Origin of the sequence: Klebsiella sp. GG_Kp173, from assembly GCF_040062415.1 — a bacterium.
GTDB lineage: Bacteria > Pseudomonadota > Gammaproteobacteria > Enterobacterales > Enterobacteriaceae > Klebsiella > Klebsiella quasipneumoniae.
Window position 1 is genome coordinate 71890 of record NZ_JBEAFZ010000084.1, and the last position, 16900, is coordinate 88789.

The 16900-nt window shown below is 58.7% G+C and carries 16 protein-coding genes and 1 pseudogene; 7 read left to right on the plus strand and 10 right to left on the minus strand.

All coding sequences use genetic code 11. The features are described from left to right. Window position 1: 1 nt before the first annotated feature. The 4 genes from ABLU50_RS20105 to ABLU50_RS20120 form a co-directional block, all read right to left on the minus strand. The gene (locus ABLU50_RS20105) at window positions 2-2557 is read right to left on the minus strand and encodes a fimbria/pilus outer membrane usher protein (RefSeq protein WP_087832492.1); all 2556 of its coding nucleotides are present in this window, start codon (window positions 2555-2557) and stop codon (window positions 2-4) included. 36 nt (window positions 2558-2593) lie between these two features. Next, window positions 2594-3256, minus strand: coding sequence for a molecular chaperone (locus tag ABLU50_RS20110; RefSeq protein WP_023318964.1), 663 nt, complete (start codon window positions 3254-3256; stop codon window positions 2594-2596). 194 nt (window positions 3257-3450) lie between these two features. Beyond that, entirely contained in the window at window positions 3451-4035 is a 585-nt protein-coding gene (locus tag ABLU50_RS20115; protein WP_004205729.1) for a fimbrial protein, read from the minus strand. Between the two features lie 700 nt (window positions 4036-4735). Next, the gene (locus tag ABLU50_RS20120) at window positions 4736-6256 is read right to left on the minus strand and encodes an aldehyde dehydrogenase family protein (protein ID WP_004205728.1); all 1521 of its coding nucleotides are present in this window, start codon (window positions 6254-6256) and stop codon (window positions 4736-4738) included. Window positions 6257-6519: 263 nt separating this feature from the next. On the opposite strand from ABLU50_RS20120, the gene ABLU50_RS20125 reads away from it, so the two are divergent. Continuing rightward, window positions 6520-8307, plus strand: a complete 1788-nt coding sequence (locus ABLU50_RS20125) for a sigma-54-dependent Fis family transcriptional regulator (RefSeq protein ID WP_087832481.1) — start codon at window positions 6520-6522, stop codon at window positions 8305-8307. Window positions 8308-8309: 2 nt separating this feature from the next. On the opposite strand, the gene ABLU50_RS20130 is transcribed toward ABLU50_RS20125, so the two are convergent. Both ABLU50_RS20130 and ABLU50_RS20135 read right to left on the minus strand, forming a co-directional pair. After that, entirely contained in the window at window positions 8310-8906 is a 597-nt protein-coding gene (locus ABLU50_RS20130; RefSeq protein ID WP_087832482.1) for an undecaprenyl-diphosphatase, read from the minus strand. A 59-nt stretch (window positions 8907-8965) separates the two neighbouring features. Beyond that, window positions 8966-9883: a LysR family transcriptional regulator gene (locus ABLU50_RS20135; protein WP_087832483.1), complete on the minus strand. Its 918-nt coding sequence runs from the start codon at window positions 9881-9883 to the stop codon at window positions 8966-8968. A gap of 103 nt (window positions 9884-9986) precedes the next feature. Between ABLU50_RS20135 and ABLU50_RS20140 the strand changes: the two genes are divergently transcribed. The 3 genes and pseudogenes from ABLU50_RS20140 to ABLU50_RS20150 all read left to right on the plus strand — a co-directional run bounded on the left by ABLU50_RS20140 (window position 9987) and on the right by ABLU50_RS20150 (window position 11522). Next, window positions 9987-10592 carry an NAD(P)H-dependent oxidoreductase gene (locus ABLU50_RS20140; protein WP_069602552.1) on the plus strand — a complete coding sequence of 202 codons (606 nt, stop codon included), beginning with the start codon at window positions 9987-9989 and terminating at the stop codon, window positions 10590-10592. A gap of 76 nt (window positions 10593-10668) precedes the next feature. Further along, complete coding sequence (locus ABLU50_RS20145; RefSeq protein ID WP_002914277.1) at window positions 10669-10968, plus strand: metalloregulator ArsR/SmtB family transcription factor; 300 nt, start codon at window positions 10669-10671, stop codon at window positions 10966-10968. 7 nt (window positions 10969-10975) lie between these two features. Beyond that, window positions 10976-11522 (plus strand): annotated as a pseudogene (locus ABLU50_RS20150) (rhodanese family protein). Here ABLU50_RS20150 and lpxO read toward each other — a convergent pair. Beyond that, window positions 11503-12405 (minus strand): lipid A hydroxylase LpxO, encoded by a 903-nt coding sequence (gene lpxO, locus ABLU50_RS20155; protein ID WP_004205722.1) that lies wholly within the window; start codon window positions 12403-12405, stop codon window positions 11503-11505. The pseudogene ABLU50_RS20150 and the gene lpxO sit on opposite strands and share 20 nt — an antisense overlap. 205 nt (window positions 12406-12610) lie before the next feature. Here lpxO and ABLU50_RS20160 point away from each other — a divergent pair, with 205 nt between their 5' ends. Continuing rightward, window positions 12611-12790: a hypothetical protein gene (locus tag ABLU50_RS20160; protein WP_004205721.1), complete on the plus strand. Its 180-nt coding sequence runs from the start codon at window positions 12611-12613 to the stop codon at window positions 12788-12790. Window positions 12791-12867: 77 nt separating this feature from the next. Here the strand turns inward: ABLU50_RS20160 and stpA are convergent, their stop codons facing one another. Further along, a complete protein-coding gene (stpA, locus tag ABLU50_RS20165) occupies window positions 12868-13269 on the minus strand; it encodes a DNA-binding protein StpA (RefSeq protein ID WP_023290746.1) in 402 nt (133 codons plus the stop codon). A 728-nt stretch (window positions 13270-13997) separates the two neighbouring features. Between stpA and alaE the strand changes: the two genes are divergently transcribed. Further along, window positions 13998-14447 carry an L-alanine exporter AlaE gene (gene alaE / locus ABLU50_RS20170; protein WP_004205719.1) on the plus strand — a complete coding sequence of 150 codons (450 nt, stop codon included), beginning with the start codon at window positions 13998-14000 and terminating at the stop codon, window positions 14445-14447. A gap of 78 nt (window positions 14448-14525) precedes the next feature. Here the strand turns inward: alaE and ABLU50_RS20175 are convergent, their stop codons facing one another. After that, on the minus strand, window positions 14526-14888 hold the full coding sequence (locus tag ABLU50_RS20175) for a DUF2002 family protein (protein WP_004205718.1): 363 nt from the start codon (window positions 14886-14888) through the stop codon (window positions 14526-14528). Window positions 14889-15037: 149 nt separating this feature from the next. Between ABLU50_RS20175 and ABLU50_RS20180 the strand changes: the two genes are divergently transcribed. Further along, on the plus strand, window positions 15038-15385 hold the full coding sequence (locus tag ABLU50_RS20180; protein WP_004205716.1) for a DUF883 family protein: 348 nt from the start codon (window positions 15038-15040) through the stop codon (window positions 15383-15385). A 119-nt stretch (window positions 15386-15504) separates the two neighbouring features. On the opposite strand, the gene ABLU50_RS20185 is transcribed toward ABLU50_RS20180, so the two are convergent. After that, window positions 15505-16878: a PLP-dependent aminotransferase family protein gene (locus ABLU50_RS20185; protein ID WP_087832485.1), complete on the minus strand. Its 1374-nt coding sequence runs from the start codon at window positions 16876-16878 to the stop codon at window positions 15505-15507. Window positions 16879-16900: the final 22 nt, after the last annotated feature.

Sequence of the window (16900 nt, forward strand, 5' to 3'; positions counted from 1 at the left end):
CTCAGCGTGTCTGGCACAGTCCGGAGACGGTTTTCACCGTGTTCAGACTCTGCTGTGGGTTATCCGGAAGATGAAAATGCAGCCTGCAGCTCTGCGACTGGTTGTTCACGACCCAGCTCACCGCCAGGGTCCCCTCCTGCGGTACACCGCTGAGGTACACCTGGCCGCCGTCAGCCACCATGCCGCCCGGCGCATTGCCGCTCTCCTCCGCCGTGACCAATTGCGCGCTGGCGCCAAACGGTAACGGCCCCTGGGCATTGCGCAGGGTAAACAGCACCCGGTTGCCAATGTGGGTCCGGTAGTTGGCCATCACCACCGCGCCGCCGCTGGGGATCACCGTCTGCCCCTGCTGGTCGACGTCGGTATCATCCGCCATCGACTCCGTGTCGAGGGTAATGACATTTTTCCGATAGGCGGTGAGGGACGGCACCACGGCATAGCCGCGCCAGTCGGTGTGCACATTGTTGCCGTTTTGTACCGCCACCCCGGCGGCCCCCGGCGCGCGAACGATGGCGAAGCTCTCGCCCACCGTCTGGCCGAAAGTGACCCCGTGCGGATGCGCGACCACCGAGCCGGCGCCTCCCCAGGTCAGCTGGTTGCTGGCGGCGTCATGGCGATAGCCAAGCTGGGCGTTGCCGAAGCCGCCGTGGTAGTCGAGAGCAGCGCTGCTATTGCTGCCTCGTCCCTGATTGCCATAGCCCTGCTGAACCGAGTAGAACAGGTTCGGCCGCGACGGCACCGCGCCATACAGCGACACCTGCTGCGAGGTATAGCCATTGCTGTCCGAGGTGGTGTTGTAGCTCACCGCGCTGTCGGACAGCGGACCACCCAGCGGAATATTGATATTGAAAGACCAGGAGCGATCATTTTTTTGCTGACCGCTGGCGCGGGTGTAGTAATAGCCCACACCCCAGGAGATCCCTTTCCAGGCGCTGTAGAACCCGAGATGTACCGTCTCATCCCGGCTCTGCCGGTGCCAGTATTCCTGCGACCAGGCGGAAACCGCCAGACTCCCCAGATCGCCAAGGCTTTGTGACACCGAGATCTCTTCCCGTCGGCGCCGGTTGTCCACCTGCCCCTGCGCGCTTTCCAGGGCGCTGGCTTCGGCAAAATCGTAATAGCCGCTGGAGGAGTAGCGATAGCTGGCGAGGCTGAATGCGGTGCCCGAGCTGACAAAATTTTTCTGATACTGAGCGCGCAGCGAATGGCCCGCATAGCGCTTACCCGACGGGGTACGGGTGACGGCCTGGGTGACGTCGCCACCCAGCGATCCGAATTCGCCGAAGCCGCGGCCCAGGCCCAGCGCCCATGACTGATAGTCCTGGGCCAGCTGCGTGCCGCCGTAGAGGGTAAATCCTGCCGACAAACCATAGAACAGGGTGCCCTGCAGGAATTCCGGCGAGCGCACCGAATCCGCCCCGGAGTGGTAGCGGCCGGCGCTGAGGCTGAATTTGCCTCGCCCTTCGCGCAGCATATACGGCACGGCGGAATAGGGTTGGGTAAAGGTGCGCACCGAACCATTACTCTCGGTCACCTTCACCTCCAGATCGCCGCTCTGCGAGGTGGGATAAAGATCGCTGATGGCGAACGCCCCCGGCGATACAAAGGTTTCGTAAATCACATATCCGTGCTGGGAGACGGTCACTTTGGCATTGCTGTGCGCCACGCCGCGAATGGTGGGGGCAAAGCCACGCTGGCTGTCCGGGAGCATCTCATCGTCAGACATCAGCTGTACGCCGCGAAACGGGATGCTGTCAAACACGTCGCCGGTGGTGTAAGTATCGCCGATCCGCAGCAGACTCTTCAGCGAGCGGACGTCGCGCTGCAGCCAGGTACTCTGTGAATCCCAGTGTCGGCGCTGCTGGTCGTACTGCATTGAGGAGACGTTGCGCAGCCGCCAGGCGCCCAGGTTAACGCCGCTGCGTAAATTGAGATAGTTTGAGCGGCTGCTCTCCCCGTCATCGGCGTTCTTGATTTGCGCGCCGGAAAAGTAGTAATCGACAAACGCGGCCGGCACGCCATCGTCCCAACGCGAGGGATCGACATAGCCGCGGCTTTGCACGTTCATCGCCGCCTGGGGAATACTCAGCGTCAGGCGCTGGTTAGCGAAGGTGAAGCGGCTGCTGGCGTCGGGAATAAACTTCTCGATCCGGGTGAAGGTCTCACCCTCATGCAGCGTTTGAAAAGCCGGAAACGCGCTAACGTTAACCCCATACTCCGCCAGCTGCCCGGGCGTCAGCACCGGCTGCAGCTTCCCGCCATCGTCAACAAACGTAATATCGGCCTGGCCCAGCTCCTGGTCGTTAACCACCACGGTGACAGGGTAAGTCCCCGGCTGCTGTCCGCCGGGTTTGGCAAAGTAGTGCAGATCGGAGGTTTGCTGCTGCGGGTCGGCAAACTCCAGCGCCGCCGGGTCAAAATAGTCGTCAGCCAGCGCCCGGCACAGCGGGCTGAGACAACAGATCATCGTCGGCAGCGTCGCCAGCGCCAGCGCCCGTCCGGCGGTGACGGGCAACGCGGCATACTCCCGCACCCTGGCTGTTGTTATTCTTTTCATGCTGGCGCCGTCCGGTAAGCTCATTACAAAGGGGAATTACTGCTGGGCGAAATCGCTGACGCCGCCGTAGTCGTTAATCGCCCGCCATTTGACGGTGCCGTGCCCGCTCACCGACCACGTTTTCTGACCGAAGGGGGCCACCATGCCAGGGTCGTCGATTGACTGCCCGCCCACCGCGACGGAATAAAAAGAGACAAAATAGGGAGTGGGGTTTGCCACCGTCAGATGACCGCCGGACTGGCTAAACTTCAGCTGCTGCCAGGCTTTCGCCGGGTCGCCAGCCAGGCCGTTGGGGCGATAGAAGATTTTGAATTTCGACTTAATATTGACCTGCAGCTTGTTCACCTCGCCCTGGGGCGTCGGGGCGATACTTTTGACGTTCAGCCAGTAGACCGATTCACGGTCGCTGGGTAACGAGGCGCCAATAAAGTTAATGCGCAGGACGTTATTTTGCTCCGGATCGAGACGGAACAAGGGCGGTGTGACAATGAAGGGCACCCTGGCCTTATCGTTTTCCGCGTAATTTTCCACCCATGACTGCACCAGATAGGGCGTATGGGTATCGGCATTAGTGACTGAAATAGCAGCTTCACGCTTCCCTTCCTGATAAATCACACGGGTTCCACCCATGACAATACCGGCCTGCGCTGCCGTGGAGCACAGCAGAAAGGCCGCAACGGCAATTATTTTCTTCATCATGACTTACCATCAGGCAAAGGTTGAACAGACAATAAAATAAAGCAGTAAATAACAGAGCCAGTACCCGTCGGGATAATTAGCAAAAACAACTATACCGTCACGAATATATTTCATGACTTCATGACAATTATCTCTTTAGCTATCTGCAATTAATCAGGACGCAATGAACTGACTCTGAATAACGTGCAGTATGATTAGTTATAAATCATATTGAAATTAGCCGTACCGTCGGCTTTACCTGCCGTCACGGTCGCCGCGGTGGAGACATAGTCGGCGTAAAACTCGAGGTCGGCAGTGCCGGTGCCGCCGCTGGAACCCGGAGTGACCGTCTGTTTTGCGGTCGTTTTACCGAGGCTGACCGCCGTCGTCTGATCGTGCTCATACAGCTTAATGGCTACGCCTTTGGCGCCGCCGCCGTTGATGGCCAGCAGGGAGGTATCCGTCTGTTCACGCGCGCCGTCAAACAGCACGGCGACGGTAGTCACGCTGGCCGGGCAATCTTTCACTTTGATATGGAAAGGAGTTTTCGTGGTTTCGGCGCCGGTGCCGGTAAAATAGTTGCTGGCCCATTTGCCCAGATCCACAGGCTGGCCGGAAGAATTACTATCAACGTTGCAAGAGCTGTCGGTGATCGACCCATTGAAGGTGATCTGCCCGCCGGCGCCTTGCGCGCTGGTGCCCGAGTTTGGATTAATGGTATTGGCCGCAGTAGCCTGGAAGGCGACGCCAGAAAGCAGCGCCCCTATGAGAATGGTGATAAAGCGAGGTTGTTTTTTCATTATTTATCTCATCGTTAACGAATATATTTTCCATCATCGCCAATAGCTCCATAGCTATCGCGAAACGGCTCGTCAGCTCCTCCCTGTAAATGTTCATTGCGTTCCTTCCGCAGGATAGTAGGCACACGTTCTCTCCACTCTGCTTTATTTCGCCAACAGATGGCCATGAATGACAAGCAGAAGAAAAAAGAGTTATTTTGATGTGCGAAATAAATATATTACCCGAAGTATCAAAAGGCAACCTGAGTAAATGTTAATTGTAGGTTAACAACTGTATTCGCCATAAACTTAATTTTTGAAATGGCTTTTCAATGTTAATTTACATATCTATACAAAAGAAATTAAAATACCTTTAAACAACAACAGATCAATTCCATTAACAAATTTAAAGATAAGTGTTCAAAAAGTCGTCTTGTTTTATTGTGCGCTTGCCGGGCAGCACCAAAAAATTAGGAATTTTCCTGGTATTAATATTCATCATTTCTACACAAACGACGCAAAGACAGTCAGCCCCCATCCGATAATTTCTTGTTCTGGAAGTGTTTTTATTTTCAAGTGAAAGTAGTTATATCAGTGATGTGAATATATTGCCGTTGCCGCCGATACAAACCCATCGTTTGCATGGGGTTATTTTGAAGTAAAAAAAATCCGCAACCCGAATGGATTGCGGACTGGGGATCAATCAGAAATGAGATGGAGTTCAGAACAGGCCCAGCGGCGCGGTGCCGTAGCTCACCAGCAGGTTTTTGGTTTGCTGGTAGGCATCCAGCGCCATCTTGTGCGTTTCCCGGCCGACGCCGGACTGTTTATAGCCGCCGAACGCCGCGTGCGCCGGATAGACATGATAGCAGTTGGTCCATACGCGACCCGCTTTTATGCCGCGGCCCATGCGATAGGCGAGGTTGGTATCGCGCGTCCACACCCCAGCGCCGAGGCCAAACTGGGTCTCATTGGCGATAGCCAGCGCTTCCGCTTCGTCCTTAAAGGTGGTCACCCCGATCACCGGCCCAAAGATCTCCTCCTGGAAGGAGCGCATATCGTTGCGGCCTTTAATTAGCGTGGGCTGAATATAAAAACCATTATCCAGCGCCGGCGCGATAGCCGCCCGCTCGCCGCCTGTCAGGATTTGGCCGCCCTCTTCCCGGGCAATCTGAATATAGGAGAGGATCTTGTCGAACTGCTGGCGGGAAGCCTGGGCGCCGATCATGGTGTCGGTATCTAACGGATCGCCGCGGCGGATCTGCGCCACCTTCTCCATGACCCGCGCCATAAAGGGCTCATAGATGGATTCATGGATCAGCGCCCGCGACGGGCAGGTACAAACCTCACCCTGGTTGAAGAAGCCGAGCACCAGCCCCTCCACCGCCTTCTCAATAAACTCCTCTTCTCCCTCCATCACATCGGCGAAGTAGATATTGGGCGATTTGCCCCCCAGCTCGACGGTGCAGGGGATAATATTCTCCGCCGCGCAGGCGAGAATATGCCGCCCGACCGGCGTGGAGCCAGTAAATGCCAGCTTGGCGATACGTTTGCTGGTGGCCAGCGCCTCGCCCGCCTCTTTGCCGAAACCCTGCACCACGTTCAGCACCCCGGCCGGGAACAGATCGCCGATCAGCTCCAGCAGCAGAGTAATACTCAGCGGCGTCTGTTCCGCCGGCTTGAGCACCACGCAGTTACCCGCCGCCAGGGCCGGGGCCAGCTTCCACGCGGCCATCAGCAGCGGGAAGTTCCACGGGATAATCTGACCGACAACCCCCAGCGGTTCATGGAAATGGTAAGCTACCGTGGTTTCATCAATCTCGGCGGTACTCCCCTCCTGGGCGCGCAGGCAGCCGGCGAAGTAGCGAAAATGATCCACCGCCAGCGGCAGGTCGGCGTTCAGTGTTTCGCGGATCGGTTTCCCGTTGTCCCAGCTCTCCGCCACCGCCAGATATTCCAGATGCTGTTCAATACGATCGGCGACCTGCAGCAGCAGCCTGGAGCGCTGCTGCACTGAGGTTTTGCCCCACGCCGGCGCCGCACGGTGGGCGGCGTCGAGGGCGAAGTCAATGTCTCTGGCATCCGACCGGGGAAACTGCGCAATGTTGCTGCCGTCTACCGGGGAGGTATTCATAAAGAATTCACCGCTCAGCGGCTCGACAAATTTACCGTCAATAAAGTTGCCGTAAGCGGATTTAAATGAAACCAGGGCGCCGGGCTGGCCAGGGTGTGCATAACGCATCGCAAATCTCCTTCTGTAGGGTTGAGACGCAGCGGCATATTGATTTTTTAAACTTGCCGCCGAACGCTTCTCACTTTGCAGGGGTTATGCCAGTTTTTTATTTACTTTAAATCTTTTTATTTATTAATAGGTTGCCTTCACTAACTGGGCAGATGGTCAGCCACTGTTGCACGGGTTTCCACTTATGTGTTGCAAATCGCAACACCAAATAAACCAAATAGCTACAATATTGCAACACAGCAACATCGACCCAGAGGTGCCCTGTGCCAGGCAATCCCTTTCTTCTCGCACCAGAGGTTAACGCCAATCCCCTGCTGAGCGATTCATGGTCTCGCTGCCAGCGCTACGGTCTGGATCCCGCTACCGAGGATTTTCCCCGCCTCGACGCCGGCGAGCTGGCGGATCGACTCGCCAGCCACCGCAGCCTGCAGCAGTTGGCGCAGCCGGTGGTGGAAGCCCTGTCGCGCCAGGTGGCGGACCTGCAGTCGGTGGTGGTCCTCTCCGACCCCGGCGGTCTGGTGCTGCACACCGTCGGCGATACCCAGGCGATGCAAAAGGCGCAGCGCGTGGCGCTGGCGCCCGGCAATCTGTGGAGCGAAAGCGGGCGTGGGACCAACGCCATCGGCACCGCGCTGGCGATTGACGACGGCTGCGAAATCGATGGCCGTCAGCACTTTCTCACCCGCAACCAGAATCTGTACTGCGCGGCGATGCCGCTCCAGCGGCCGGACGGAAGTATCGCCGGCGTGCTGGATATCTCCGGCCCGGCGGATTTTCCCCACCAGCATACCTTTGGCTGGGTGAAAGCAGCGGCAAAGCAGATTGAGTATCTGTGGGTGAAGCAGAGCCTGCATCCTGAGCAGTGGCTGATGAGCCTGCACCGGCAGGTGGACAAGCTCGACAGCGTCGAGGAGCTGCTGCTGGTCTTTTCCGATAACGTCCTCACCGCCGGCAACCGGCTGGCGATGCGCGAGTTCGGCCTGAGCGCGGCGCAGTTTGGCCAGCTCACCTTTGCGTCGCTTTTTCCGACGCTGACGCAAACGGCGGTCAGCGTTCCTCTGCCGCTGACCACCCCGCAGGGTCGCTATCACTATCGCCTGCGCGAGCCCACCCGCCGCCGGGTGGCGGTGAGCGCCCCGCCGGCCATGCAGCTCCCCTTCACCAGCCCGCGGGAAGGCGAAAAGCTGCTCCGGCTGCTTAACGCCGGCATCGCGCTCTGTATTGAGGGGGAAACCGGCAGCGGCAAAGAGTATGTCAGCCGTACGCTGCACCAGCACAGCTGCTGGCGCAGCGGTAAATTCGTCGCCATTAACTGCGCCGCCATCCCGGAATCGCTGATCGAGTCCGAGCTTTTCGGCTACCAGCCGGGGGCGTTTACCGGCGCCAGTAAAAATGGCTATATCGGCAAAATCCGCGAAGCCGAGGGCGGGGTGCTGTTTCTTGATGAGATCGGCGATATGCCGCTGGCGCTGCAGACCCGCCTTCTGCGGGTACTGCAGGAGAAAGAGGTGGCGCCGCTGGGCGCCAGCCGCAGCGTGCCGGTGAACTTCGCCTTGATCTGCGCCACGCACCGCAACCTGACCCAGCGGGTCAGCGCCGGTGAATTCCGCGAAGATCTACTGTGGCGCCTGCGGGAGTATGCCCTGGCGCTGCCTCCGCTGCGCGAGTGGCCAGCGCTGGAAACCTTTATCGCCACCCTGTGGCGCGACCTGGGCGGCGCTTCGCGCCGGGTGACGCTGTCCACCGCGCTGCTGACCCACCTCAGCCAGCTGCCGTGGCCGGGAAACGTACGCCAGCTGCAGAGCGTCCTGAAGGTGATGCTGGCCCTCGCCGATGAGGGCGACACATTAACGCCCGATGCGCTGCCGGAGACATATCGCACCGCGCCTGCGCCGCTGCCGCGCGGGGGATTGCAGGCCCATGACGAGCAGTTGATTGTCGATACCCTCGCCAGAGTCAACGGCAACGTCAGCCGGGCGGCGCAGATGTTGGGCATCGCCCGCAGCACGTTATACCGTCGCGCCGCCCGTGCCGGACGGCCACGCCGCTGAGACTATGGCGTAAAGCGCGCCGGCAGCCAGGAGAACATCCGCCGGCTGACGGCCTCGCACAGCAGAACCAGTCGTGGGCCGACCGCCTGCCAGACTCGCTTCGCCACGATGACCCCACCGACGGCGACCAGGGCCGCGCCCACCATATCCAGCGGAAAATGCACCCCAAGATAGATCCGCGACCAGGCCACCGGCAGCGCGGCCAGCAGCATCAGCAGGCCAAGCGCCCGCAGGCGCAGCGACAGCAGCGCAAACGCAGCACTGAACATCACCGTACCGTGATCGCTGGGAAAGCTGTTATCCGCCGGATGGCTTATCCAGGTATGGCCGAGGGGGAGCATAAACGGCCGCGGATGGAACCAGAGCGTCCCGCACACCATCCCCAGCCCGAGGGAAATGATCACGGCCAGGGTCATAAACAGCGCCTGACGATGTCCCTCACGGCCACCGAGAAACCACAGGCCGAGCGCGATCGTCGGCATCATAAACACAATGCCATTGGCGCAAAAACTGGCCAGCGACAGCAGGCCATCCGCGGCGCCAGGCTGCGCGTTAAGCGCGAAAAAAACAGATTGATTCAGGGTTTCCAGGGCGTTCATGGCGATAGCTCTCAGTCGTCATCTTTCTGTCATTATCGCCCGGACGCCTTAAGATACCCTTAACCGCTGGGCGGTGTGCTTTTAGCAAGGCGCAGCCCTGCCCGCAGGGCATCGATCGCCACCCGCGTTTTTTGCGGCAGCCACGGCCCTTCCGGCCACACCGCGTGGATAGCGAAACGCACACGGTCGCTGGGCGCCAGAACCTGCTGCAGCGTCCCGTCGGCGAGCGCCTGCGCCACCAGCCAGTCCGGCAGCCAGGCGATGCCCATCCCCTGCTGCGCCGCGGCGGCGATGGCGGCAAAGTCATCCTGCACCAGCCACGCCTCCGGGGTGAAGCGCACTTCGCCCTGCTGCGGGTCGTAAAGTTGCCATTTTTGCAGCTGACCGTTATGCAGATAGCCGAGGGTGCGGTGCTCGCTCAGCCCGGCGATGGTCTGCGGCGCCGGCTGGCGGCGCAGGTACTCCGCCGCCGCGCACAGCACCATGCCATGCTCCCCCAGCGCCCGCGCCCGTAGCGACCCGGTATCGGCCAGGCTCCCGATACGCACCGCGAGATCAAACCCCTCTTCCAGCAAATTGACCTGCCGGTCGCTGTAGTGGAGCTCGAGCTTCAGCAGCGGATAGCGCTGACTCAGGCGGAACAGCAGCGGCGCCACGCAGCGCTGGCCAAACAGCACCGGCAGCGAAATCCGCAGCCGTCCCTGCACCTCGCCTTTGCCGCGCTGCAGCGCTTCTTCGGCCTCGCGGATGCGACCCAGCGCCTCCCGACACTGGTGATAAAATTGCTCTCCCTCTTCCGTCAGCAGTTGCCTGCGGGTGGTGCGCTGGAATAGCGCCACGCCGAGACGCGCCTCCAGCCGGGCAATGGTTTTCCCTACCGCCGATCGCGTGACGTGGAGGATCGTCGCCGCGCTGGCAAAGTTACCGCTCTCGACCACCGTGACAAACACCGGGATCGCGTTCAGATCGTCGCGCACAGATTGGTTCCTTATGGGATACAATAGCGGAAAATAATGTCACTCCAGAGAGAAAAAAGACAGTGTTAGTCTCTGCCTCTACCCTTTACCTGAGGCACTTATCATGGCTAACGTTCTGGTATTAAAATCCAGCATTAATGGCGAAACGTCCCTGACCAATCAGCTGATTAACGAATTTCTCGCGGCACGCCAGGCGGCGGGTCACCCCGATCGGATCCGCGAACACGATCTCAGCGCCATGGCGCTGCCGACGCTGGATGGCGCGCTGTTCGCCGCCCTGCGCGGGGCGGCGGATCCGCAGCCGGCCATCCGCGCGGCGGTTGCGCTCTCCGACCAGCTTATCGCCGAGTTAAAAGCCAGCGACCTGCTGGTGATCGGCGCCCCGATGTATAACCTCAACGTCCCGACCGATCTGAAGAAATGGTTCGACCTCGTGGCGCGGGCGCGGGAAACCTTTCGCTACACCGACAGCTGGCCGCAGGGGCTGGTCGAGGGCGTCCGGGCGGTGGTCGTCAGCAGCCGCGGCGGTATTCACCAGGGAGAAACCACCGACGCCGTCACCCCCTATCTGCGCGCGGTGCTGGGGCTGATGGGGATCCATGAGGTGGAATTTATCTATGCCGAAGGGCTGGATAACCGCCCGCACGGTCGCGACGCCGGGATCGCCAGCGCCCGGGCGCAGATAGCCGATCTCGCCGTTCCGGCCTGAGTCGCGGGGAAAAATGTGCTGGCGCTGGCGGCCTTTTTATTTTAGAGTTATCTAAATTTAGAAAAAGCTAAAATACATGACCACACCCGAAGATCTGCAGGCCCGCGCCGGAGAAGCCGCCGCGCTAATGAAAGCGATGAGCAATCCTCACCGATTGCTGATCCTGTGCATGCTGTGCGACGCGCCGCGGGCCAGCGCCGGTGAACTCGCCCGCGCCACCGGCCTGAGCCCTTCCGCCACCTCGCAGCATCTCGCGCGGATGCGTGACGAGGGGCTGATCGACAGCGAACGCGACGCTCAGCGTATCCACTATTTCATCACCCATCCTGCAGTACAGCAGGTGATCAACACGCTGAAAACGCTCTATTGCCCGTGAGGAGCCTATGACCATCGCCACCTTAACCCCTGCCGAAGCCCGGGCGCAGATTGCCCAGGGCGCGAGACTGATAGATATCCGCGATGCGGATGAATACGCGCGCGAACATATTCCCGATGCCGAGCTGGTGCCGCTCGCCACCCTGAACGGCGGCGCGACCCTAAACGCCCGGGCCGGCGAGCGCGTGATCTTCCACTGCCAGGCCGGCTCCCGGACGCAGAATAACGCCATTCGTCTGGCCGCCGCCGCCGCGCCGGCGCAGGTCAGCCTGCTGGCGGGTGGGATTCAGGCGTGGAAAGCCGCGGGGCTCCCGGTTGAGGAAGATAAATCGCAACCGCTGCCGCTGATGCGCCAGGTGCAAATTGCCGCTGGCGTTCTGATTTTACTGGGGGTGCTGCTGGGCTATACCGTGAACGGCGGCTTTTTCCTGCTCAGCGGCGCGGTCGGCGCCGGGCTCACTTTCGCCGGGGTGACCGGCTTTTGCGGCATGGCGCGCCTGCTGGCGATCATGCCGTGGAACCGGCGCCAGGGGAGTTAAAACGCACTCCAGATAAGCCAGGCAATGCCGCCGAAAAGCAGCCATTTGACGATGTAATAGACCGTCTTATTCCATTTTTTCAGCCGCTTGCCGACAATACGGATCTGGTAGATATAGCGAAATGCCCGGTTAATTCCGCCGGTGCGATCGCTGGCGTCGTTGGGCGCCGAGGCGGCGCTCATCAGATAGCGCCCCAGCCAGTGGTTGACCTTCTGCGCCCAGCGGTAGCGCATCGGCCGTTCAATATCGCAGAACAGAATCAGTCGATTCTCACCGCTGGTATTTTCTGCATAGTGGATATAGGTCTCGTCAAACAGCACGCCTTCCCCGTCGCGCCAGCTGTAGCGCTGACCATCCACCTCGATAAAGCAGCGGTCATCGTTCGGCGTCGCCAGGCCAAGATGAAAGCGCAGGGAACCGGCGTAGGGGTCGCGATGGCGCGGCAGACGGCTGCCGTCCGGCAGGGTGGCAAACATAGCCGCTTTTACCGACGGGATATCCCGCAGCAGCGCGGTAGTTTGCGGACAAAGCTGGCTGGCGGAAGGATGGGCATCCTCATACCATTTCAGATAAAAGCGTTTCCAGCCGGTTTTAAAAAATGAGTTAAATCCGGCGTCATTATATTTATCGGCCGCTTTAATCTGCTCCAGTTGCTGGAGGCGGATCCCTTCTTCGCGAATAACCAGCCAGTTCTGCTGCAATATCGCCAGCTCGGGAAACATCTCCGGGCGCAGATAAGGCGTATTCGGTACGCGGGAAAATAAATACATAAATCCATTCAGCGGCGCGGTAAATGTGGAATGGTCGGAGAGCTGTCGCCAGAAACGATAGCGCACCCGTCCGCGGTAATGGACATACAGTACAGCAATAACAATGATCAACAGAATGATATACTTCATGGTGTCTTTCCTGACCTGATTGGTGGTAACCCTACCCTCGCCGTCCCCCCTTCTCAGCAGCGGTATGGCGCCAGCAAAACATTAACAACTCTAATACATATACCTCCAAATTGTTTTAACAAAAAACAGCACACCCGGTGTTCAGTGAACGGGCGTTGAGCTATGGTTTAGGTTCATACGTAGTATTAACAGTGAGGAGTGAATGATGTTTTCTGTCGGCGATCTGGTGCAACCGCGTGCGGGCGGGCCAAAACTGAAAGTGATCGAAGTGCAGGGCGAGGATCTGGTGGTGGTTCAGGCCGCTCAGGAGCAGGGAGAACGCTATACGCTGAAGTCAGACGAGGTGACGCGATATCAGGAAGAGGGAGACTTCGGCGTCTGCTGAAGCTCCCTCGCTGCAGGTCATAAGGCCAGGCCGGGCGGTGGGTCTTCCCCGCCGTCGTGGCGCTGGCCGAATCGGTTTTAAATTAAAAAGCTGTCCAGCGATTTCCCCTCGGCGACCGCCTGGGCAATCGGCTTCGGCATTCTTCCCTGGCCGGTCCAGGTTTTCTCGGCGCCGGTATGATCGGTATAACGATATTTCGCCGGGCGCGGTTTCCGCTTTTTACCGCCCGCCATCGGCGGCTGAATATCGGCCACCAGCTCGTCAGGAGAAATACCGTCGGCGCGCATCAGCTCAAGCCAGGTATTCACTTTTTCCTGATATTCCGCTTGCTGCTGTGCCGCCAGCTGCTGTTGCGTACGTATTTCTTCAGTGACGATCCTGAGCTTTTCCAGCATCTCTTCAAGCACGTCAATGGAGAATTCACGGGACAGCGCGCGCAGTGAACGGATATTATTCAGTTTGTGTAACATTGAAGACATAAAATTAAAAAATTCCAAATAGCAAATTAAAAGACACAACGCGGCAAGTGTAATAGAAACGTTTATTTATTTCCAGCCTGCGGTTGTCCAGATAAATATATTATGCAGAGAGTAAATCTCTTCCGCCTGCCCTATATCGGAAAATCCCCGATTCTTTTTCGCCAGCGCGGGCCAACGAGACCATGAATAAATAAAAGCGGCGGATGGTGAGATAGGAAAATATATTCAGCAGGCGATATTACCTTTATGGTCAGCGGCTTATCCTCTTATCGTCGGCGGATGCGCAGGCCCTCTCCACACGGCCTAATGAATAGTTACCCAGCCAGGAAGAATAAAACGCCACACGTCACTTTAGAATTTTTCACCACAAAAACCGGCATAATGGCATAAAAACATCTAAATGAGACCCTCATCACAGGCTAACGCGATTTTGCGCCACGGCGAGTGCTCAGACGCCGCCTCCCTGGTCAAACACCATGGCAAAACATCACATAACCACCTGAAAATAAACACATTTAATGAAAGCAGCAATAAAAGTAGCGTAACGGGCAGAAAACCAACCTTCGCAGAGTATTTTATCGACAAAAAGGCAATAAATAAAAATTTATAGCTAGTTGCCACTTTTAATGCAGAGATATACTCTACGCACATCAAAACAGGCAGCCCAAAAACGCTATACCAACGCGCATTTTTCGGCGTTATTGACTTCATTTTCGAGGAGCACTCCGATGTTCTCTGCGCACTCCCGCTTGCGGCATGCGGTTGCAGACACCTTTGCGATGGTGGTTTACTGCACCGTCGTCAACATGATGATCGAAATTTTTCTCTCTGGTATGACGTTTGAGCAGTCGTTATCGTCGCGCCTGGTGGCGATCCCGGTCAACATTATTATTGCTGTTCCTTACGGGATTTATCGCGATTTCGCCATGCGTCAGGCCCGGCGCATCACTCCGGCCGGCTGGATGAAAAATATGGCCGACGTGCTGGCCTACGTGACCTTTCAGTCGCCGGTATATGTCGCCATTCTGTGGAGCGTGGGTGCGGACTGGCACCAGATTGTCGCTGCGGTGAGCTCGAACCTGGCGGTATCGATGATGATGGGCGCCGCTTACGGCTACTTCCTCGACTATTGCCGCCGCCTGTTCCGCGTGGCTCCCTACCAGCAGGCAAAAGCCTGACCGACACGTTAACAGCGACTGGCTCTGCCAGTCGCTTCCTCCCGCCAGCCGACTTCGCCCGGGCCTTTATCCAGCGAATTAATTCGTCGACATGGCCGGCTTAGCTTCGCCAAATAGCCCATTCAGAAAACGCTCAAGCGCCATGCGTGAGCTAAATCCGTGCGGAATTCCATAATGCTGCTGCGCATCCCCGGCTAAATACAGCGGAAACTGTTCATAATGGTCGCAGGTTTTGATATCTGAAGCCGGTTCAGCCAGCATATTGCTGCGCTCTTTTAACGCCGGATGAATAACTAACGCTGTTCGCCCCATGCGCGCTTCGCGGTTCACATAAACATAATTATCGCCGCGGCGATAGCCGTACGCTTTTTGCGTCACAACATCCATGGTGAAGCCGGCTTTTTCAAGAACACGCGCCACCTCATCGGGTCTTAAATACATACTGATTCCTCGTTATCTTTTACCGCACATTGACCTTACCTTATTCATTAAGGGCAGTGCTTTCGGAATATTCCAGAAACCACAGCAGTAAGCATAATTCAAAATCTTGTCCTACACTTACTCACTCGATGGAATTAAGGGAGATAACGATGGCTAACCATGTGAACCGCAACAATTTTGACGATAACGCCGAAGATATTCATAACGATGTCAGCCAATTAGCGGACACGCTGGAAGAGGTGCTGAAATCGTGGGGCAGTGACGCGAAAGAGGAAGCGGAAGCGGCGCGTGCCAAAGCGCAGTCGCTGTTAAAAGAGACCCGCGCCCGCATTAATGGCCACAACCGGGTGCAGCAGGCGGCGCTGGATGCGCGCCAGGCAGCATGTGATGCGCTGGGCTGCGCCGATACCTACGTGCGCAATAAACCGTGGCACAGCGTGGGCGCCGCCGCCGCCGTCGGGGTATTTATTGGCGTATTGCTCAATTTACGTCGATAATAGCTATAGCGTTTGCTGCCGCCGCGCGATCAGCGTGCGGAAGCCCGCCTGCTTCACGGAAAGCAATGAAGATAACAAATACGCGTCAGCCCCTGCGCGCCTCTGGCCGCAGGGGTTTTTTACGCACCATCGGGTGTGACGCCGACGCTGATCGCCTCCCCCAGCCGCCGGGCCAGCGCGCCAGCCATTGCCGGCGAGCGAATATTGGTAAAACTCATCAGTAATCCCCCCTCGCCGGTATGGCGCATCCGCCAGTCGCTCAACGCCTGTACCGCCAGCCCGGCCGCCACCGCCCGTTGGGCCAACAGGCGATCGTCGCCGCTAACCGGCATGACCAGCTGAATCCCCCCTTGCTGCGGCGTAACCTGAAAGCCCTGCGCCTGCAGAGCAGACTCCAGCCACTGCCTGCGCTGACTGTAGCTGGCGCGCATTTTTTTTAGATGACGCCAGAAATAGCCCTGCTGGATAAAATCCGCCAGCGTCTGCTGCCACAGGGTGGGAACCGTACAGGGCTGGCGCTCCACGGTCTGCTGAAAGCGCGCCGCCAGCGCGCTCGGCACCACCAGCCAGGCGGTGCGCAGCGCCGGAAACATCGACTTGCTGAAGGTGCCCGCGTAGATGACCCGCTGGGGCGCATCAAGGCTTTTCAGCGGCGGCAGCGGTTTGCCGCGATAGCGAAACTCGCTATCGTAATCGTCCTCAATGATCCATGCGTCACGCTCCGCGGCCCATGCCAACAGCTGGCGACGCCGGGGCAGCGACAGCGCCACGCCCAGCGGACTCTGATGCGCCGGGGTGAGCAGGGCAAACCGCGCCTGCGGATGATGGCGCTGGCCCCAGGCGATATCCATCCCCTCGTCGTCCACCGGGATCGCATCCACCACCAGTTGCCCGGCCTCGACCACCGGGCGGATAAAGGGATATCCCGGATCTTCCATCCACATATGCTGCCCCGGCTGTGCCAGAGTACGCAGGATCAGGTTCATAGCGGTGGCATAGTTGCCGGCGATCAGCACCTGCTCCGGCTGACAGTCGATACTGCGCGACAGGCGCAGATAGTCGACGATCGCCTGACGCAGAAGCGGGTCGCCGCCGGGATCGCCGGGCGCCAGATCGAACCGCGACTGCGTGCGCAGCCGGCGCCCCATCACCCGCGCCCACAGCCCGCGCGGAAAGAGATCCAGCGCCGGGAGCCCCATCTGAAACGGCAACGGCTCCGCCGGCGCGGCAGGTTGCGCTGGCATTACCGGCGCCAGCTGGCGCGGACTGAGCCGTTCGCTGACAAAGGTTCCCGCCTGCCCGCGTCGCTCGAGCCAGCCCTGAGCGACCAGTTCGCCCCAGGCGTTTTCGATGGTCGCCCGGGAGACGCCCTGCTCCTGGGCAAACACCCGGCTGGCGGGCAGACGGCTGCCAGGAGCCAGTTCGCCCCGTTCAATGGCGGATTTCAGCTGGCGGGCAATACGCTGATAGAGAGGGAGGTGGCTGGCTTCCATTATGGTCTGCTTTTTTCATCAC